Annotated in this window: 16 protein-coding genes and 2 tRNA genes; 10 read left to right on the top strand and 8 right to left on the bottom strand. The window is 34.9% G+C overall.

Features of this window, described 5'->3' with window-relative positions:
- Positions 1-33 precede the first annotated feature (33 nt).
- On the bottom strand, positions 34-708 hold the full coding sequence (locus tag J4T76_RS11735; protein ID WP_416380292.1) for an OmpW family outer membrane protein: 675 nt from the start codon (positions 706-708) through the stop codon (positions 34-36).
- A 274-nt stretch (positions 709-982) separates the two neighbouring features.
- Between J4T76_RS11735 and J4T76_RS11730 the strand changes: the two genes are divergently transcribed.
- The 10 genes from J4T76_RS11730 (at position 983) to ydiJ (ending at position 14,035) form a co-directional block, all read left to right on the top strand.
- A tRNA-Lys gene (locus J4T76_RS11730) sits at positions 983-1,058 on the top strand.
- A gap of 205 nt (positions 1,059-1,263) precedes the next feature.
- Complete coding sequence (locus tag J4T76_RS11725; protein WP_267340937.1) at positions 1,264-1,596, top strand: DMT family transporter; 333 nt, start codon at positions 1,264-1,266, stop codon at positions 1,594-1,596.
- Between the two features lie 1,016 nt (positions 1,597-2,612).
- On the top strand, positions 2,613-3,083 hold the full coding sequence (locus tag J4T76_RS11720; protein WP_267340936.1) for a YhcH/YjgK/YiaL family protein: 471 nt from the start codon (positions 2,613-2,615) through the stop codon (positions 3,081-3,083).
- Between the two features lie 21 nt (positions 3,084-3,104).
- Positions 3,105-4,040 carry a sugar kinase gene (locus J4T76_RS11715; protein WP_267340934.1) on the top strand — a complete coding sequence of 312 codons (936 nt, stop codon included), beginning with the start codon at positions 3,105-3,107 and terminating at the stop codon, positions 4,038-4,040.
- Between the two features lie 213 nt (positions 4,041-4,253).
- Positions 4,254-7,085, top strand: a complete 2,832-nt coding sequence (gene uvrA / locus J4T76_RS11710; RefSeq protein ID WP_416380590.1) for an excinuclease ABC subunit UvrA — start codon at positions 4,254-4,256, stop codon at positions 7,083-7,085.
- 52 nt (positions 7,086-7,137) lie between these two features.
- On the top strand, positions 7,138-7,740 hold the full coding sequence (gene plsY, locus J4T76_RS11705; protein WP_267340930.1) for a glycerol-3-phosphate 1-O-acyltransferase PlsY: 603 nt from the start codon (positions 7,138-7,140) through the stop codon (positions 7,738-7,740).
- A gap of 204 nt (positions 7,741-7,944) precedes the next feature.
- On the top strand, positions 7,945-8,550 hold the full coding sequence (recR, locus tag J4T76_RS11700; protein WP_267340929.1) for a recombination mediator RecR: 606 nt from the start codon (positions 7,945-7,947) through the stop codon (positions 8,548-8,550).
- A 68-nt stretch (positions 8,551-8,618) separates the two neighbouring features.
- Positions 8,619-9,437: a pyridoxal phosphatase gene (locus J4T76_RS11695; protein ID WP_267340928.1), complete on the top strand. Its 819-nt coding sequence runs from the start codon at positions 8,619-8,621 to the stop codon at positions 9,435-9,437.
- A gap of 10 nt (positions 9,438-9,447) precedes the next feature.
- Positions 9,448-10,155, top strand: a complete 708-nt coding sequence (gene truC, locus J4T76_RS11690) for a tRNA pseudouridine(65) synthase TruC (protein WP_267340926.1) — start codon at positions 9,448-9,450, stop codon at positions 10,153-10,155.
- An 811-nt stretch (positions 10,156-10,966) separates the two neighbouring features.
- The gene (gene ydiJ, locus J4T76_RS11685; RefSeq protein WP_443135227.1) at positions 10,967-14,035 is read left to right on the top strand and encodes a D-2-hydroxyglutarate dehydrogenase YdiJ; all 3,069 of its coding nucleotides are present in this window, start codon (positions 10,967-10,969) and stop codon (positions 14,033-14,035) included.
- Positions 14,036-14,115: 80 nt separating this feature from the next.
- On the opposite strand, the gene J4T76_RS11680 is transcribed toward ydiJ, so the two are convergent.
- The 7 genes from J4T76_RS11680 to J4T76_RS11650 all read right to left on the bottom strand — a co-directional run bounded on the left by J4T76_RS11680 (position 14,116) and on the right by J4T76_RS11650 (position 19,231).
- Positions 14,116-15,180 carry a tyrosine-protein phosphatase gene (locus tag J4T76_RS11680; RefSeq protein WP_267355801.1) on the bottom strand — a complete coding sequence of 355 codons (1,065 nt, stop codon included), beginning with the start codon at positions 15,178-15,180 and terminating at the stop codon, positions 14,116-14,118.
- Positions 15,181-15,194: 14 nt separating this feature from the next.
- Positions 15,195-16,010 (bottom strand): PTS system mannose/fructose/sorbose family transporter subunit IID, encoded by an 816-nt coding sequence (locus J4T76_RS11675; protein ID WP_267340923.1) that lies wholly within the window; start codon positions 16,008-16,010, stop codon positions 15,195-15,197.
- On the bottom strand, positions 16,007-16,813 hold the full coding sequence (locus tag J4T76_RS11670; RefSeq protein WP_267340922.1) for a PTS mannose/fructose/sorbose/N-acetylgalactosamine transporter subunit IIC: 807 nt from the start codon (positions 16,811-16,813) through the stop codon (positions 16,007-16,009). The genes J4T76_RS11675 and J4T76_RS11670 overlap by 4 nt, the downstream gene beginning before the upstream one ends.
- A gap of 41 nt (positions 16,814-16,854) precedes the next feature.
- Positions 16,855-17,328: a PTS system mannose/fructose/N-acetylgalactosamine-transporter subunit IIB gene (locus J4T76_RS11665; protein WP_267340920.1), complete on the bottom strand. Its 474-nt coding sequence runs from the start codon at positions 17,326-17,328 to the stop codon at positions 16,855-16,857.
- A gap of 10 nt (positions 17,329-17,338) precedes the next feature.
- Positions 17,339-17,770: a PTS sugar transporter subunit IIA gene (locus tag J4T76_RS11660; RefSeq protein ID WP_267340919.1), complete on the bottom strand. Its 432-nt coding sequence runs from the start codon at positions 17,768-17,770 to the stop codon at positions 17,339-17,341.
- 291 nt (positions 17,771-18,061) lie between these two features.
- A complete protein-coding gene (locus tag J4T76_RS11655) occupies positions 18,062-18,907 on the bottom strand; it encodes a MurR/RpiR family transcriptional regulator (protein ID WP_267340918.1) in 846 nt (281 codons plus the stop codon).
- Between the two features lie 250 nt (positions 18,908-19,157).
- Positions 19,158-19,231, bottom strand: a tRNA-Cys gene (locus tag J4T76_RS11650).
- Between the last annotated feature and the right edge of the window lie 800 nt (positions 19,232-20,031).

Here is a 20,031-nt window from a genome sequence, read left to right as displayed (position 1 = left end):
ATTTTATTAGCGAGAGATTTTTCTACCAAAAGCCTAAAATTTATAACCCACACCAAACATTGCAACCCATGGGTCTAATTGATAATTAGCCGTTACTTTAGTATTACCTAAATGCGTTGTTGCTTTAGTTTCAATATCAATATAACGTAATTGTGCATTAATAAGCCAATTTTGATTAATGGAATAATCAACCCCAATTTGCGCAGCTAAACCCCAAGAGTTATCAAGATCTAAACCATGGAATCCTGCTTTTTTAGCTTCACCACTGAGTTTTTCATCAAAGAAGAAAGTATAATTTACCCCAACACCAACATAAGGCTGAAATTCAAATTTTGAATCAAGGGGATACCAAACAGCACTTAATGTGGGTGGTAAATGTTTAATTTTACCAAGATGAGCACCTGACAACCCCGTTGAATTACCACCGCCAAGTTTAACTTGATGGCTAAAAGGCGTTGCGGCTAATAGCTCGATACCGATGTTATCGGTTATCATATATTGAAAATTTAAACCAATTTGCGTGTCATTATCGACCTTTGCTTTTAAATCGCTTTTTGCTCCACCGACTTTTACATGATCGCTCTTATCTTCTGGATGAACATAAACAGGACCACCACGGATAATAATTTCATTCGCCTGATGGGCATAAACCATTGAACTGGCAAATCCCATTGAAATAAGCATTGCAATAGATGATATTTTCACCATTTCCCCCTAATGTTATCTTATAATTCACAATTTGATGATCGTTAAATGAAACTTTTATAAAATTTTATTCACTCGTTGTCCATTCATAACTTGGTTGATGTCATATTAAGCTAATATTAAGCTAAATAAAGAATAGATTTGGAGATCATAACCTATTCAATTTTTTGATAATATCACAAAATATTCGATAAATCTGAGAGTTAGATCAAAGTTTATATAAAATCTATGGGTTGCATTAATCTTAAAGCTTAGATAAAATAAAAAAATATTTAGTGGGTTGTTAGCTCAGTCGGTAGAGCAGTTGACTCTTAATCAATTGGTCGCGGGTTCGATCCCCTCACAACCCACCATTAAAAATCTTCCTTTTCAGCGATATTCAAAATTAACCAGCTATCTAGTTTACTTATCATTTAAAATAACAATATAGTTGTAAAACTCTAGCAGGTTTTGATTTTATACCCTTTAGGGTGATCAAATTGAACAATTTAAGCTTTTAAATCTGATTTGTTGAAAGTTAGGATTAAGACTACCATTTTAAACAATGTAGGTATCTGAATGAACTCATATTTTTTTCTCTTTTTGGCGATAATTTGTGAAGTGATTGCGACTTCTTCATTGAAGTTATCCAATGGCTTTACTCATTTGGTTTTTTCTATCATTACTATCATTGGATACAGTGCTTCTTTTTATGTACTGTCACTAGCGTTAAAAACTATCCCTGTTGGAATTGCTTATGCGATTTGGTCAGGAATCGGGATCGTTCTTATTAGTTTAATTGCTTGGATTTTTATGAAACAAACTTTAGATCTTGCCGCCTTAATTGGTATGGGATTTATTATGTTTGGTGTTGTGATCATTAATCTTTTTTCGAATGTGTCTGGGCATTAAATTTTTAAACAAGTAATTTAATCGCACAGTTGTTAATGTTCATCATTATTTTGTAGAATAATCGTGTCAGTTGTCTCATATTGGTAATATGAACATGCTGGTAATGGTATACAGAATTAGATCTGGTTGATCATGATGTAATTTTTCACGTTGAATTAATTTTAATGGCTTACCTTTCAGTGTACAGAACTAAAAGCGATTGGTCATTGTACAAAAAATCAATACATGACCAATATGATAGAGCTATGGATATAAGCTGCAAATTCATTAAATCTAAACCCATTCTCATTTCGCTTACCGGCAGACTGTTATTTATCCGGTTTTATTTTACCGTTAAGGCATTTTTTGAAGAACAGACTGTTAATTGCATTAGCGATTTACCTTGTTGAATTGTTGGTTTTAGCATCAGTTGAATCATCAATTTCACCATCATAAAAATGCGGGAATAATCAATTAACGGTCGGGTCATGCGTGATGGTTATCAAGACCAGTGATCAATACGTTTTTTCAGTATTACTGCTAGTTGTAGTAAGAAAAACTGCTAAGGTTTTTTCATCGTTTATTTTTGAAGTGCATAATATAACACCAATGAAACTTATAAATAAGTTGTAATGATAAAATTATTTAGTAATGTTGTACTTAAATTCGTAATAAAAGCAATAAAACATTTCTGATTAGATGATGGGTTAATTAAGTTAGAGTTAAAAATTCAAGATGAAACTTAAATGGCAATCATCTCCATCAAACTTTTTTCAATCGCATTGCAGACTAACGTCCTATTGTCAGAAAAAACATGTCTGTTTTACCGCATTTAGAAAATGATTTCACTTCATTAAAAAATAGCGGAATTTTTAAACTTAGCAGAGAATAAACTCTTTTTTATTTATTCGCTCTACAAAAAAGCTCGACTTAAGTATATACTCTTTATCAATTTAATTGCTTTATCTTGGCTTGTTTTGTTGGCGTAATGCAATTAGCCATATTTGTTTTCATCAATTTGTAAAGGATCATTGAGTATGATTTTAGGTAATATTAACCATTTGGATTTAGTCCCATATTTACCCGACAGAATTAAGCAATCAATTGAATACATTAAAGATAATGTTAACATTAACACACCAGTAGGACGTTATGATATTGATGGCGATAATGTGTTTTTTATGGTGTCTGATAGTACTTTACGCCATATATACGAGGCTAATCCTGAATTTCACAAAAAATACCTTGATGTTCAAATTGTATTGGAAGGACAAGAGGGAATCGCAGTAAGTACATTACCACCTCATACTAAGGTGTTAGACGATAAATTAGCTGATAATGATATTGCTTTTATCGAGACACCATCAGAAGAAACCATGATAATATTACAGTCGAACGATTTTATTGTCTTTATACCCAACGAAGTTCATAAACCGCTTTGTTCTATCAATAATCAGATTACAACGGTTCGTAAAGTAGTGGTTAAAATCGCATTGGATTATTTATAATTAGGTCAAGGATACAACAATATGGCTACAAATATCGCTGTTATTGGCGAATGTATGATTGAATTGTCGATGAAGCAAGAATCGACAACACGCAGTTTTGGTGGTGATACACTTAATACATCGGTCTATTTATCACGTTTATTACAAGGTAAAGAGTTTATAATTCACTATGTAACGGGATTAGGCACTGATCCTTTTAGTCAAGAGATGGTGGACAGTTGGCAAAAAGAGCACATTAAAACTGATTTAGTACAAAGAATGCCGGATAAGATGCCAGGTCTTTATTCAATTGTCACAGATGATCAGGGTGAGCGTTCTTTCTATTATTGGCGTAATGATGCTGCGGCAAAGTTTTGGTTGAAAACAGCCGAAACAGAAAAAATAGCTGAACAAATTGCTCATTGTGATTATGTCTATTTGAGTGGTATCAGTATTGCGATTTTAGATGCGGAAAGTATTCTTAAATTAGTCGATCTTTTAAAACGAGTGAAAACTAACGGTGGTAAAGTGATTTTCGATAATAACTTCCGTCCACGTTTATGGAGTAGCCTTGATTTAGCTCGAAGCGTTTATCGTGATATTCTGAGCTATACCGATATTGCATTTTTAACGTTAGATGATGAAGATTTGCTGTGGGGTAAATTACCTTATGAGCAAGTGATTGAGCGCACTAAAAACTTTGGTGTGAATGAAATCATCATTAAACGAGGTAGCGATAGCTGCATTGTTGATTGTGTTGAGGGTCGCTTTGACATACCCGCTAATAAAATCGTTAAGGATAAAATTATCGATACAACAGCAGCAGGGGATTCATTTAGTGCGGGTTACCTTGGAGCACGCTTAAGCGGTCGAAACCCTTCACAATCAGCATTACAAGGGCATTTAGTTGCCGGTACGGTAATCCAATATCGTGGTGCAATTATTCCTTTAGAAGCAACTCCAAAATTAATCGATTAATATCAAATAACTAAAAAACGGTCTTTGAAGACCGTTTTTATTTTAGCAAGTAGATTTGTCAAAAAGTTTCAGGTTATCGATACGTTTGAGTATATAATAACAAATATATTGTAGTAGTACATATGTGGTATATTTAATCGATTATTACTGGTATAATATACAGTTTATTTCCAATTCAATTCGTTTAAAACAGACAAGAAGAGATCTATGTCAATCAAAGATATCGATATTCGTGGTGCGCGAACGCACAATCTAAAAAATATTAATGTAACCATTCCAAGAGATAAGCTGGTAGTGATAACTGGGCTTTCGGGATCGGGTAAATCTTCGTTAGCATTCGATACTCTCTATGCTGAAGGGCAACGACGTTATGTTGAGTCATTATCGGCTTACGCACGTCAATTTTTATCCTTAATGGAAAAACCGGATGTTGATCATATTGAAGGTTTATCACCAGCGATTTCGATAGAGCAAAAATCCACTTCGCATAATCCGCGTTCAACAGTGGGAACAATTACCGAAATTTATGACTACTTGCGCCTGCTTTTTGCCCGAATTGGCGAACCTCGCTGTCCAAAACATGATTTACCTTTAGCTGCCCAAACAGTATCACAAATGGTTGATAGCATCATGGCACTACCGGTTGAAAATCGTTATATGTTACTTGCACCTGTAGTGACTGAGCGTAAAGGTGAATTTGTTAAGTTGTTTGAGCAATTATCAGCGAGTGGCTACATACGCGTTAGAGTCGATGGTGATGTCTATGATTTGTCTGATCCGCCAACACTTGAACTGCAAAAAAAGCATACTATTGAAGTTGTTGTTGACCGTTTTCGTATTCGTGATGATTTAAAACTGCGCCTTGCAGAATCAATTGAAACCGTACTTTCTATTACCAATGGGATTGTAAAAGTTGCCGATTTGGATAACCCACATGCAGAGGAACATCTGTTTTCGGCTAATTTTGCTTGTCCAATTTGTGGTTACAGTATTTCAGAGTTAGAGCCTCGATTATTTTCATTTAATAATCCAGCAGGTGCATGTCCAGAATGTGACGGTCTTGGTGTACAACAATATTTTGATGCTAAACGCATCGTTCAAATGCCTGAAGTTTCATTAGCAGCAGGCGCAATTAAAGGTTGGGATCGTCGTAACTTTTACTATTTTCAGATGTTAAAATCACTGGCTGAACACTATAAATTTGATATCGATCAGCCATACGAAAAATTGCCTGAAAAAATTAAAGATATTTTATTAAATGGATCAGGTAAAACTGAAATTCAATTTACCTATTCAAATGATCGTGGTGATGTTGTTAAAAGAGTTCATCCATTTGAAGGAATTATTAATAATTTAGCACGACGTTATAAAGAAACCGAATCACAAACCATTCGAGAAGAGTTATCAAAGTATATTAGTAATCGTCCTTGCCCTTGCTGTCATGGGTCAAGGTTATGTACAACGGCAAGACATGTATTTATTAATGACACCAATTTGCCAACTATTAGTGATTTAAGTACTCAACAAGCAAAAGACTTTTTTGATAAATTATCATTAACAGGGCAACGTGCACAAATAGCTGAAAAGATTTTAAAAGAGATCAACGACCGTTTGCAGTTTTTAATCAATGTTGGACTCAATTATTTAACCCTATCACGTTCTGCTGAAACGTTATCAGGTGGTGAAGCACAACGCATACGATTAGCTAGCCAAATTGGTGCGGGTTTAGTTGGGGTGATGTATGTGCTTGATGAACCGTCTATCGGTTTACATCAACGTGATAATACCCGTCTTATCGATACATTAACGCATTTACGTGATTTAGGTAATACCGTAATTGTGGTTGAACACGATGAAGAAGCCATTTTGGCAGCAGATTATGTTATTGATATCGGACCTGGAGCAGGTGTACATGGTGGTGAAGTGGTTGCACAAGGTACGCCTAAACAAATTATGGCGTGTAAATCATCATTGACGGGACAGTATTTGTCAGGAAAGCAAAAAATTGAAATTCCTACTAATCGTACTAAAGTCGATAAGACAAAGATGTTATCACTCATTGGTGCAACGGGTAATAATCTTAAAGATGTGACATTAAATATCCCCGTTGGATTATTTACTTGTATTACTGGGGTGTCAGGGTCGGGTAAATCAACGTTAATTAATGACACGTTATATCCATTAGCACAAAATGAACTTAATGGCGCAGAAAAAAGTGACATAGCACCTTATAAAGCCATTGAAGGACTGAGCTATTTTGATAAAGTGATTGCGATTGATCAAAGTCCTATTGGGCGTACACCTCGCTCGAACCCAGCCACCTATACGGGTTTTTTCACTTCTATTCGTGAACTTTATGCAGGCGTGCCCGAAGCTCGAGCTCGAGGTTATAATCCAGGACGATTTAGCTTTAATGTTAAAGGTGGGCGCTGTGAAGCTTGCCAAGGCGATGGTTTAATCAAAGTAGAAATGCACTTTTTACCTGATATTTATGTGCCTTGTGATCAGTGTCATGGCGCGCGCTACAATCGTGAAACCCTTGAAATCAAATATAAAGGCAAATCAATTAATGAAATTTTAAATATGACGGTTGAAGAAGGTCGTGAATTTTTTGATGCCGTACCCATGATTGCCCGCAAATTACAAACGTTGATTGATGTAGGATTGGCTTATATTACTATTGGTCAATCAGCCACAACTTTATCTGGTGGTGAAGCTCAGCGAGTAAAACTTGCCAAAGAGCTATCTAAGCGCGATACTGGTAGTACGTTATACATCTTAGATGAGCCGACCACAGGTTTACATTTTGCTGATGTAAAACAATTGCTTGCACAACTTCATTCGCTACGCGATAAAGGCAATACTATTGTTGTGATTGAACATAATTTGGATGTAGTTAAAACGGCTGACTGGATTGTCGATTTAGGTCCTGAAGGGGGAAATGGTGGCGGTGAAATCATTGCTGAAGGAACCCCTGAAGATGTGGCAAAATCGAAAAAATCTTTTACAGGACAATATTTAAAACCGTTACTTGAAAAACAATAATGCAAATCAACTTTATTGTTATTAGAAAATAAGTGAATCATAGGAGAGCAGTTTGACATTACAAGTTTTATTGATGGTCATCATCGCCTATTTCAGTGGTTCACTTTCAGGCGCTTTAATTATTAGTCGAATAATGCATTTGCCCAATCCATCGGAGCATGGTTCACATAATCCTGGCGCAACTAATGTGTTGCGCATCAATGGTAAGTTACCGGCAATGATTGTATTAGTGTTTGATATGTTAAAAGGCGCAATACCGGTTTACATTGCTTATCGTATCGGAATTTCGCCTTTTTTCCTTGGTATTGTTGGAATTGCAGCTTGCCTTGGTCATATTTTTCCTTGTTTTTTTGATTTTCGTGGCGGTAAAGGAGTAGCAACCGCATTGGGCATGATGATGCCAATAGGGTTAGATTTCACTGGTTGTTTTATTTTAACTTGGCTATTGACACTGTTGGTAACGGGTTATTCATCCGTTGCTTCTATTGTTGGATTTCTTTTTGCGCCATTGTTTGTTTGGCTGTTTAAACCAGAATTGACTTTACCCGTTACCATGCTCTCATGTGTTATTATAATTCGTCACAGCAGCAATATTATTCGACTTTTCAAAGGGCAGGAACCGAAAAGTTTGCATTTCAAAAGCAAAAAAAAATAATGAAGTTATTGTCAATTAGCATGAGTCACGGTTTTTTATGTCATGTTGCAAGTAACAACTTACTTAATTTATGTAATTTTATTTCAACGGATTTTCATAACAAATCATAATTAAATTGAAATAATAGCGTATTTCTTGTTTTATAGATTATTGAAACAAGGTATCATTAATATTAAATAAAATATATGGTAACAAAATAGATTCATGCAAATTAGCCCATTATTAGACTCACTTATGGAAGCATTACGCTGTTTACCAGGAGTTGGACCTAAATCCGCACAAAGAATGGCCTTTCATTTATTACAACGCAATCGGCAAGGTGGTATTAAATTAGCTCATGAACTTCATGAAGCAATGATTAATATTGGTCATTGTAATGATTGTCGAACCTTTACTGAACAAGAAACTTGTACAATTTGTGCAAATATTCGTCGCCAAAGCAGTGGACAACTTTGCGTAGTTGAAACACCTGCTGATATTGTTGCTATTGAACAAACTGGTCAGTATAGTGGGCGTTATTTTGTCCTATTAGGCCATCTCTCACCGTTAGATGGCATTGGTCCAAGCGATATCGGTCTGGATTTATTGAAAAAAAAATTAGCATCGGAAGCAATTAATGAAGTGATTTTAGCTACGAATCCAACTGTTGAAGGCGATGCTACTGCTAATTATATCGCGCAAATGTGTGGTGAATTTAACGTTGTGGCAACAAGAATTGCCCATGGTGTACCAGTTGGTGGTGAACTTGAAATGGTTGATGGTACAACCTTATCGCACTCATTTGTTGGACGTCAAAAAATTGAATTTTAACTGAATGATTAATTATCAATAAAATGTTTAGCGGGTTTGATAGAAAAGAAAGATAGAAGAGGGATTATATGAAGTATAAAGCGGTTGCGTTCGATATGGATGGTACATTATTAACTACAGATCGGCTTGTATTACCTGAAACAGCAGACATGATCAAAAAAATCAGTTCCAAAGGGGTAAAAGTGATATTAGTATCTGGTCGTCACCATAGTGTTATTTATCCTTACTATTATCAACTTCAATTATCAACACCGGCGATCTGTTGTAATGGCACTTATCTTTACGATTTCGAAAAACAACAATCATTAGCGGCCAAACCAATGACCAAAGAGCAGGCTAAAACTCTACTTGAACTGATTCATCAATTTGGTATTCATACCTTAATTTATACCGATAGAGTGATGACATATGAAGTGCTTGACGATCATCTTGAAGGATTTTTTAAATGGGTTCATTCGTTACCCGATTTTTTACAACCCGAAATTGACAAAGTAGAGAGTTTTGAAAAAGTCATTGACGAAGCTAAAGCCGTTTACAAGTTTGCAACCAGTAGTCATAACATTCCAGTTTTACAAGCTTTTTCTAAGGCAGTTGATGAGATTGGTTGTTTTTCATGCGAATGGTCTTGGTCAAATCGTGCCGATATTGCAATAAAAGGCAATACGAAAGGTAATGGTCTAAGACATTGGGCCTCGCTTGAAAATATCGATTTAAGCGAAATCGTTGCTTTTGGCGATAGCTATAACGATATTACTATGTTATCTGCTGCTGGATTAGGGATTGCGATGGGTAATGCCGATGAAGAAGTCAAAGCCAACGCCAGCTATGCTATAGGCGATAACAACCGTCCAAGTATAGCATCCGAACTTGAAAATTTGTTTTTATAAATAAAACGCGATGTTTGAAATTCTATATTACGATAATGATTTAATTGCGATAAACAAGCCAAGTGGTTGGCTTGTGCATCGCAGTTGGTTAGATAAACATGAAACAGTAGTGGTGATGCAAACATTGCGTGATCAAATTGGTCAGCATGTATTTCCGATACATAGACTTGATAGACCGACTTCGGGTGTTTTACTCTTTGCTCTATCCAGTGAAATTGCTCGTTTAATGTCCGAACAATTTGCCACAAAGCAGATTGAAAAAACTTATCATGCCATTGTGCGCGGTTATGTTGAAGGTGAAGCTGTTATTGATTATCCTTTAGTTAAAGAACTGGATAAAATTGCGGATAAATTTTCTGATAGCAATAAAGTTGCTCAAGACGCTGTAACGACTTATCGAGGGATAAGTAAAATTGAAGTGCCAATTAAAGTCGGCAAATTTGATACAGCCCGTTACAGCTTTGTTGAATTGAAACCTAAAACTGGTCGTAAGCATCAATTACGTCGGCATATGAAACACATTTTTCATCCAATTCTAGGCGACAGTAAACACGGAGATTTACATCAAAACCGTGCCTTTGCCGAATTTTTTGCTATAAAACGGCTAATGTTGCATGCAAGTAAGTTACACATGATTCATCCAATTAATCATAAATCTATTGTCATTGAAGCCAAGTTTGATCAACAATGGCAAGATATCCTTGAGAATTTTATATAATAAGATCACATCCCCATCAAAGTCGTTTGCTAATATTCTAATAAATAGTGTGATTTTTATACTTCATTGTGATTTTTTATTGTATAGCAAGTAAGAATTGCATGAACTTATATCAATCCTATTGGAAATAAAAATGCGATTGTTGGTAAATTTTTTTAATGCATTTTTTATTAGTGCTTATGGCAACTGCATATTCTATAGAAAAATCACCCTCAGTAATTATCAAAGAATTTATTACGCTCTGTATAAAAGTAAATATTGATAAAGTTACCAGCCCGCTGAAGTTTCCTCAAATGAAGGTTAGCTGAGAGAGATTTATATAAAGATAAGTAAAAACAACATATAATTAGCCTTAGGTCAAGCAACATAAGATGTCAAACAGCAAGGCTGAAATGAAAAAGTTGAATGTATTTTTGTGCACAATACCAATGGAGAAAAATAAAAGCAATAGTTAAAAAATGGCTAGTATCAGAAATAGTCCTAAAAAATAGAAGATTGCACTTCAGTTGAAAACAACAATGAAAGATTATTGAAATTTAACTAGAACGTTTATTTGAAGAATATTGATTAACAGCAAAGGTAATAAAAGGAAATACAATCTTTGCCTATTTTTGACTGGCGATTAACATTTTCAAATGCTAGTGCTAATCATTTGATATTACATGAGACTATTAATATCCAATATGAAATTGAGGTATTATTTTACAATAAATTGACTTTACAAACTATTGAATATTAATTGAATAAACTTTGACGATGCTTAACCCTTAGATTACACTAAGCGTAAAATTTATTATTAACTTGATTCAATATGATCCCTCGATTATCAAATTCGCCTCAACTCGATGAGGTCACAAAAACATACTTAATGGCACTTAACGATTCAGGCTTTATGGGTGATATAGCAAGTGATTATGCTTCATGTTTGACCATGTCGACTGATAACAGCATTTATCAATTAATGCCACAAGCAATAGTGTTTCCTCGTTCAACTGATGATGTTCAATTAATCATGCAGTTAGCCAACCAAGAACCATTTCAAACTCTGAAATTTACACCAAGAGGGGGAGGTACAGGAACCAATGGACAATCTTTAAATAGTGGTATTGTGGTTGATCTTTCTCGTTATATGAATCGAATATTAGCGGTCAATATTGAAGAAGGCTGGGTCAAAGTTGAAGCTGGAGTGATTAAAGATCAACTCAATGAATATTTAAAACAGTACGATTACTTTTTTGCACCTGAATTATCCACCAGTAATCGGGCAACTATTGGTGGAATGATAAATACCGATGCATCAGGACAAGGATCGATGATCTATGGGAAAACCTCTGATCATACTTTATGCATTAAAGCCGTATTAGTCAATGGTGAGATCCTTGAAACGAGTAAAAAAAGCATTGCTGAAGTTGAGGATCTGGCAACTCAATCAATGATTTACCGTACGGTATATGAATATTGTAAAAATCATCGTCAACTTATTTTAAATAAATTCCCTAAATTAAATCGCTCTTTAACGGGTTATGATTTGAAAAATGTTTTTAATGATAATTTAACTGAATTTGATTTAACACGTATTTTAACCGGCAGTGAAGGATCATTAGCCTTTGTTACTGAAGCTAAATTGCACATTATGCCCAAACCAAGATATCGTTTTTTAATGAATATTAAATACGACTCTTTTCAATCTGCATTAAGTAATGCTCCTTTTTTAGTTAATGCTGAAGCATTGTCTGTTGAAACTGTTGATTCAAAGGTTCTAGGACTGGCTAAAGAAGATATTATCTGGCAATCAATTAAAGAGTTAATTACCGATGTTCGCGGGCATGATATGCAAGGTATCAATATTGTTGAGTTTGCTGGTAATGATTATGAATTGACTAAAGGTAAAATGGATAAATTAGGTAAACAAATAGACAAACTCATAATTAATCATTCCTTAGGTATTCTAGGCTATCAAACGTGTGAAAACTTAGATGAGATTGAAAAGATCTATGCTATGCGGAAAAAAGCAGTGGGATTACTTGGTAATGCTAAAGGAAGGCAAAAGCCGATTCCCTTTGTTGAAGATACCTGTGTGCCTCCAAAACATTTAGCAGATTATATAACTGAATTTCGTGCTTTACTCGATAGTTATCATTTAACTTATGGGATGTTTGGTCATGTCGATTCAGGAGTATTGCACGTTCGCCCAGCATTGGATATGTGTGATCCTGAACAAGAAAAATTGATGAAAAACATTTCTGATCAAGTTGCCGTTTTAACCGCTAAATACGGTGGATTATTATGGGGTGAACATGGTAAAGGTTTTCGTAGTGAATACAGTTCTGCTTTTTTTGGTGAAGCGTTATATCAGGGACTGAGAATAATTAAAACTGCTTTTGATCCTCATAATCGTTTAAATCCAGGAAAAATTTGTCAACCTTTACACAACAACGATGGCATGTTAAAGGTCGACTCGATTACGCGAGGCTTTTATGATCGCCAAATTCCACTGGGAGTTAAAGAGGTTTTTCATGGAGCAACAGAATGCAATGGTAATGGTCTTTGTTTTAATTTTGATGTGAATAGCCCCATGTGCCCATCGATGAAATTATCAGGTAACCGTGTATATTCACCAAAAGGTCGAGCAACTTTAATGCGAGAGTGGCTACGTTTAATGATTGAATCAGGTATGACAGAACAGGAACTTAATTCACTTTTACCTACGAAACATAGCACATTAGTTGTTTTTGCAAAAAAAATGGCTTACACCGTCAAAGCAAAATTTGGGGAATATGACTTTTCTCACGAGGTCAAAGACTCAATGAATCATTGCTTGTCATGCAAAGCGTGTGCAACACAATGTCCAATTAAGATTGATGTACCTGATTTTAAAGCGCGTTTTTTGCAGTTATATCACACCCGTTATCTAAGACCAATACGCGATTACTTAGTTGGAAATATTGAATCTTACCTACCTTTGATGGCGAAAGCACCACGTTTTTTTAATTTTTTTATCAAGATGCCTTTCACCGAATATGTTACCAATAAAACCGTTGGCATGGTCAGCTTACCTATGTTGTCGGTGCCAACGCTAAAAAAACAAATGGTGAATCATAACACTGCAAATATTAAACTTGAACAATTACAAACTCTTTCAGAAGAGGAACGATCTCAATATGTTCTAGTTGTTCAAGATCCGTTTACTAGCTATTATGATGCCAAAGTGGTTTATGATTTTGTCCGTCTAATTGAAATGTTAGGCTATAAACCCGTTGTGTTACCTTTTGTACCAAACGGTAAAGCTCAGCATATTAAAGGGTTTTTAAAACAATTTGCTAAAACGGCACAAACCGCGTCAAGAGTTTTATCACACATTGCTAAATTGGGCATACCCATGGTTGGGGTCGATCCCGCATTGGTACTTTGCTATCGAGATGAATATAAACTAATACTTGGGGATAACGACAGTGATTTTAAAGTATTGCTTTCACATGAATGGTTAATCAATATTGCTGTCCGCCTATCAGACAGCATGCAATTAAGAACAATAGATAAGGAAAAATGGTATTTGCTTGGTCATTGTAGTGAAACGACACAATTACCCGCCAGTAATCAGCAGTGGCAGCAGATTTTCAAGCAATTTGGTGTTGATTTGCAACCCATCCAAGTTGGGTGTTGTGGTATGGCAGGTACGTATGGGCATGAAGTTAATAATCTTGCTGCATCGAAACAGTTATATGAGTTATCATGGCAAAAAGCCTTGTCTCATTATCCTAAAGAACGTTGTTTGACAACTGGTTATTCTTGTCGCAGTCAGGTTAAACGATTTGATAAGTTTATTTTAAAGCATCCTATCCAGGCATTATTAACGATGATGCAAGTAAATTATCAATAATTAATTGAGTCAAAATTTCCTAAGTTTTAAAGCAAAAGCGCAAGGTATTTGCGCTTTTGAAATGATGAATATAAAAATTGTTATTCCAAATAAATATCTTGCAGGGTTTTAAAATCTTGATCTGTAAAACCTAATTCTTGTTTAATGTAATTCTCTGGTGAGCCAGCAACTTTTTTCATTGTATTAAGAATTTCGATTATAAAACTAACACGGGTATCAATTAAACTTAATAAATAACCCAGTACATCTTCATCATCGGTAATTTTACGATAAGCTTCCATTTTGATTTTATTTCGTTCTAAACGATTCTCATGAGTTAACATATAATCATATATCATATCCGATTCCGATAGACCTAGCATAATTTGGATCAATAATACACCATATCCAGTTCTATCTTTACCGCCACGACAGTGTTGAAGGCTTGGGCTGTTGTTGGCATCTAAAACGACTCTGAGCATTTGTCGATAAGCATTTTTGGATTTTTCACTCAATACAAAGCCTCGATATTGTTCAAGGACTTGTACGCCTTCTCCGTTGACGAATTCTCGAGGAATATCTCTTAACACGCTTTCAATTAATGCTTGATCTTCATTGCTTGGGTCAGCAGCAAATTGAGCAGCAAGTTCAGCCGTTTGCGCAGATGCATCTAAATGATAGGTCTTTATTTCGCCAATTGATGAATTGGGACTGGTTTTAATTTCATTATCACTGCGATAATCAATAATTGTTTTAATTTTTAATGCAGTAATGTATTGTTGTGCATCTGGCTTCAAACCATGAAGATGGTTGGAGCGGTATAATTGTCCCCATTTAACACGTTTACCGTTAGCTCCGACATATCCTCCAAAATCACGGAAATTGTTTAAGCCTGTTATTGGTAGAGTTCTTTCACCAAATATTAACGGAGATTTACCTTCTTTATGTAAAATAAAATAAATACGTTTTTTAGCGTGTAACGGATCATCAAAAATCACCGGACTTTGTACATTTTTGCTAATCAATGTTTTATTTTTGGTATGGGCATCAGTCTCTTCAGTCCAATAAAGATCAACGGATTTTTGATCTGATGGATCAAAAGTTATAATAATTTGTCCTTGATGATTTCGTACCGCTGATACCGCTTCTTTATTTTGTTTTTCCATTGTTTTTTACCTAATTAATGTAGTATACCCAACATCGAAAGAATGACCCCAATTACCATCACCGCTATAATCAATGAAACGGTATATTTTCCTTGGAATTTTTTGACCAAATAAAACACCCCTAATGCAAAAAGGATAGTTAATAAATTTGGCATAACTTTATCAAACATATCTTGTACTTTGATTGTTTGTTCCCCCACTTCTATTAATAGGGGCGTTGATACTTTTACTGTTGTGGCAATTAAGGATCCGAGCACCATAACACCAACTACATTGGCTAAATTGCTAATTCTTTGAATAATATTTGAATTTTTGGATTGCTCGATAAGATCAACCCCTTTATTATAGCCATAATGTACAAAGAAATATTTGGTAAAAATATTGACTAAATTATAAATAAAGAACATCAAGATCGGCCCAATCACGTTACCTTGTAAAGCAAAGGCAGCACCAATGCTGCCGCAAATTGGCATCCAAGTGAATTTTAATAAGCTATCGCCCAATCCTGCAAAAGGTCCCATTAAACCCGCTTTTAAAGAAATCACCGCATCTTTTTCTTCTTCTGTAGTTTTTTCTTCCATGGCAGCGGTAACACCTAATATCAATGCGCCTGCGTTAACTTGGGTATTAAAAAACTCAAAGTGACGTTTCATAGCTCGGATGCGTGTTTCTTTATCCGCATCTTTATACAGTCGATCTAAAATAGGGATCATGCAATGAGCAAAACCGATGGTTTGTAATTTTTCATAATTAAAAGAAAAAGGTATGGTTTGTATACGCCAAAAGACACGATTAAGATCTTTTTTAGTAATTTTCTTGTCGTTATTCATAGATCGTATTCCTCTTCAACTGCAATATTATTATTGACTGTAGATTTATCCTCTGTTTTACTACTTGAATTTTCATTCTTTTTACCAGCCATAAACGCCATGTCATACAAAACCGCAAACGCCAGTGCTATAAATGTAATCGGGATAATCGGTAATTTAAGATAACTGGTTAATACAAAACCAAGTAAAAAGAAAAACCACATGGTGCCTTTTAAAAGCATCAGTAATAAAATACAGATACCCACAGCAGGAATTAATTTTGACGCAACGCCCATGCCAGTAATGATATCTTTTGGAATAGCGTCTAAAATGGTTTTGATAAGATCGCTGCCAAAATAGATTGCTAAGAAGCAAGGTACAGCTCGAATTAGAAACCAAACTGGTGAAGAAAAGTAATGAATTTTGACCAATCCCTTATAACTGCCATTTTGTATACTTTTTTCTGCCCATGGATTTAGGAAACAGGCAAAAGATCGCCAAACAATTAACAACTGTTGGCAAAGTATTGAAACAGGAAGCGCTAATGCAACACCCGCAGCAATTCCACCTTGAGTCGCAATGCCTAACGATACACCAATTATTGAGCCTGCAACAATATCGGGTGCTGAATAAGCACCCACGTTACCAATACCCATCCACATAAGTTCAAGTGTGGCACTGATTGCAAGTCCTTGAATCAGATCGCCCATAATAATGCCAGCTATAGTTCCTGTTAATAATGGTCTACGTAACATTTGTGGACCAACGTCATCCAATGAACAAATTCCCGCCCATATGGCGACAAAAATAGCCTGTGTTAACATAGGTTAACCTCCAAATATAATCAATAAATAGCTAATTAAGATTAATTAATCAGTGTATTGAGCAAAACAACTGGATCTTTGGGAACCATTTGAACCTCAACAATCACATTTTTTTCAATGAGACTTTTGAATGCTTGTTCTTCTTCAGGTGTGACGGAAACAGCTCGTGATAATTGATGGCGTCCTTCTTGCATACGCATACCTCCCACGTTGAGCTTTTCGATCTCTAATCCTTCTGATACAAGCGTATTGACATCAATGCTGTTGGTGAACAATAACATAGTCCGTTTTTTGATAGGCGTTTTTTTGAGGATTTCAATAAATTGTTGAACGCCAAAAACTAACACTTTTAATTCTGGTGGGGCAGACATGGTTAATACCGATTGTTGAACTTTATCGTTAGCCACTTTATCGTTAATAATCAGGACTTGTTCTATATTGTAGTTTTTTACCCAAGTGGTGATAACTTGTCCGTGAATAAGACGATCGTCGATTCTTGCTACATGAATTGGCATATTGTTCTCCTTACAAATCAGCAAATTGTTCACGTTGTGAATTCAGTACTTGCGCAACGTCAACACAGCTTTGCGAAAAAACTTCTTCAATGGCAGATTTAACGTCGTTAAGGGAGCCTGCTCGATGATTTAGAACTTCAAGCAATACTGGAATGTTGAATCCACTAAAGAGTAGTACATTACCATGTTGTATTAAAAGTTCACCAGCAAGATTACATGGTGTGCCGCCCATGAGATCTACAAGAATAATAACACCGTCACCTTTATTTAGGCGCTGATAACTTTCTGCCATCTGTTGCCGAAGAAGATCGATATTGCTATCGACGAAAACTGTTATTACTTCGATGTCTTGCTGTTGTCCCATAAGCATTTGAGCACACTCAAGCGCGCCTTGAGCAAAGGGTCCATGACTGGCTAAAATAATGGGTAATTGTCGTTCCATTTTAAATTTCCTTCATTCAAACACATTTAATAAGATGTAATAATGTTACTTAAAATTATTTATTATTTAGTAATAAAATTACATCGAAGTGCAAATTAAGTCATCTTTTTTTTTTAAATTTTTAGGAATTTGTGAACTGGATCATGTTTGACTTGAAAAATTATTGAATAACATAATGTTATATTAATGATATGATTTATTGAGAAGGGAAAAGAACAACATTAAAGTCGATACAGTAAATAGCACTAATGTATTTTCAAATGGTCATGGTCAAACTCTGCTTTAAAACCATTATTTATGATGGGGATATTTACGTTTTTCGCGACTTTGCGTTTGCTCAAGCAAATGCTCATCGTATTTTCTGATAAATAAATTGGTCAGTAACATATTCATAACCGATATTTGCGAAATTTTAGAGCGAATAGGAATCAGTCGAGAAGCATGCTCCATTGAGGTAGTATGTAAAACAATGTTCGCTAAGGACGATATCTGACTTTGCCCCATTTTAGTGATGGCAATGGATGCCACTTTTAAATTTTCAGCCAGTTTTAATAATTCCACGCATTCAGGTGTTTCGCCTGAATGAGAAATAATAATGATCAAATCATTTTTACCAAGTGTGCTGACAATATTTCGGCTGATGTGCGCGTCAAAATGACAGTTAACATTTTTTTTGATTTTAATGAGTTGATATTCCAATTCTTTTCCAACTAAACCGCTGCTGCCCACACCAAAAATAACGATTTTTTTACTTGCTATAATCAAATCAATAGCATTATCGAATGCTTTAAGATTTACCATTGAGTGTGTCTCATCGATAGAGGATTTTTCCATAGCCTGAACTTTTCTATTCACATCTTGCAAGGTGTCATTAAGATTAATATCATCTTGTAAAATATCGGAACTTAATTTTTGAGGTGATGACGAAATAAGATCAATTTTAAAATCGCTAAATCCACTGTAACCCAGTTTGTTGCATAATCTTAAAATTGTGCTGGTACTAACATGGTTGAGTTTTGCTAAAGTTTGAATACTCATATTTTTTACAGCTTGAGAATGGATCATAATGTACTGTGCAACTTCTAATTCTTTTAACGACAGATCATTTTTTACTTCCCTGAGTTTCAAATTAATCATAGCTCACCTCGAAATTGAAATATTTAAACGTCAGTATAGTAAATAAGTTCTAAAATTGAAAAATATTTTAAATTGCCTACAAAGAAGGTAAGAATCAACATTGAATCTGTTATTGACCCTAATAATACTTAGAGTAACAAAATTGATTGATGTTTATCTCAGTTTGATTCGGTTCCTTCATCTAAATAAAGAAAATAAATAATAACTCGAAGGAAGTGGGTATTAGTGATATGCTATTTTGAGATGTTTGTGGAGGCGCGTCCCGGAGTCGAACCGAGGTAGACGGATTTGCAATCCGCAGCATGGCCACTCTGCCAACGCGCCGTAGTGCTCTGTCTCAACAGGCTGCAAATATTAGCATTGGCTTCATTAATCGTCAAGGCTAAATAGGCTATAATTACAGCAGTCATAATAAATTGATTTAAAATGAAGGTTTTTTTTGTAAAAAAACTTCAGGTCATGCCAACGTTTCATTAATTAATCAAGTTTGAGCCCCTAATGGCTGTTATCCTACCGAATCAAAAAATGGTTTTTCCGTTTATTTCAAATAAATTCACTCATTCTTTTACGGCAAACATGGATGATTGAGATAGTCAAAGTAAAATTATTGAATAGGAAGATATAAATATACGCTTTCTGGTTCATCTGAATTTTCAATAGTAAGCCCTGATATCCATTTTATAATGATTGGTAGATTAGATTTAAGTCAAAAATACGAATCAGAAGTGAGTAGTTTAAGGATTGAACATAATATTGTTAAAAATCTTTTTATGTCACTCTGTGAAATTGAAAATAAAAAATAATCCCCCAACTTGTCAAGTTAAACTGACTGCAATATAATTGATTCAGGGCTGTTTGTTCATGTGATGAAATCAGCAATTTTTTTATATAAAAAATTTAAAAACAGCGTATATCTACAACTTGAATGTAAAAAAAATAAAATGAAACGGTATAGACTCCTAAATATTTTTTACAGATTTATTTGTTACCGGAGTAGTTTAGTTTAAATCCTTGCCTAATGGGTTATGAACAATTAAACTTTATTGATGGTTTATTTAAATCATCGAAAAATCATAGAGTTGTATTAAGATTGTTTTGTTAAAAAGTTTCAGATTATATATACG

The sequence above is a fragment of the Gilliamella sp. B3022 genome (assembly GCF_028751545.1).
Lineage (GTDB): Bacteria > Pseudomonadota > Gammaproteobacteria > Enterobacterales > Orbaceae > Gilliamella.
Note: the sequence above shows the minus strand (reverse complement) of the source record. Positions and strands in the feature narration are given on the sequence as shown.

What these genes read in the sequence shown, in the direction of transcription:
- J4T76_RS11735 (WP_416380292.1), bottom strand. Translation starts at nt 708, where the DNA reads ATGGTGAAAATATCATCTATTGCAATGCTTATTTCAATGGGATTTGCC.
- J4T76_RS11725 (WP_267340937.1), top strand. Translation starts at nt 1,264, where the DNA reads ATGAACTCATATTTTTTTCTCTTTTTGGCGATAATTTGTGAAGTGATT.
- J4T76_RS11720 (WP_267340936.1), top strand. Translation starts at nt 2,613, where the DNA reads ATGATTTTAGGTAATATTAACCATTTGGATTTAGTCCCATATTTACCC.
- J4T76_RS11715 (WP_267340934.1), top strand. Translation starts at nt 3,105, where the DNA reads ATGGCTACAAATATCGCTGTTATTGGCGAATGTATGATTGAATTGTCG.
- recR (WP_267340929.1), top strand. Translation starts at nt 7,945, where the DNA reads ATGCAAATTAGCCCATTATTAGACTCACTTATGGAAGCATTACGCTGT.
- J4T76_RS11695 (WP_267340928.1), top strand. Translation starts at nt 8,619, where the DNA reads ATGAAGTATAAAGCGGTTGCGTTCGATATGGATGGTACATTATTAACT.
- truC (WP_267340926.1), top strand. Translation starts at nt 9,448, where the DNA reads ATGTTTGAAATTCTATATTACGATAATGATTTAATTGCGATAAACAAG.
- ydiJ (WP_443135227.1), top strand. Translation starts at nt 10,967, where the DNA reads ATGATCCCTCGATTATCAAATTCGCCTCAACTCGATGAGGTCACAAAA.
- J4T76_RS11680 (WP_267355801.1), bottom strand. Translation starts at nt 15,180, where the DNA reads ATGGAAAAACAAAATAAAGAAGCGGTATCAGCGGTACGAAATCATCAA.
- J4T76_RS11675 (WP_267340923.1), bottom strand. Translation starts at nt 16,010, where the DNA reads ATGAATAACGACAAGAAAATTACTAAAAAAGATCTTAATCGTGTCTTT.
- J4T76_RS11670 (WP_267340922.1), bottom strand. Translation starts at nt 16,813, where the DNA reads ATGTTAACACAGGCTATTTTTGTCGCCATATGGGCGGGAATTTGTTCA.
- J4T76_RS11665 (WP_267340920.1), bottom strand. Translation starts at nt 17,328, where the DNA reads ATGCCAATTCATGTAGCAAGAATCGACGATCGTCTTATTCACGGACAA.
- J4T76_RS11660 (WP_267340919.1), bottom strand. Translation starts at nt 17,770, where the DNA reads ATGGAACGACAATTACCCATTATTTTAGCCAGTCATGGACCCTTTGCT.
- J4T76_RS11655 (WP_267340918.1), bottom strand. Translation starts at nt 18,907, where the DNA reads ATGATTAATTTGAAACTCAGGGAAGTAAAAAATGATCTGTCGTTAAAA.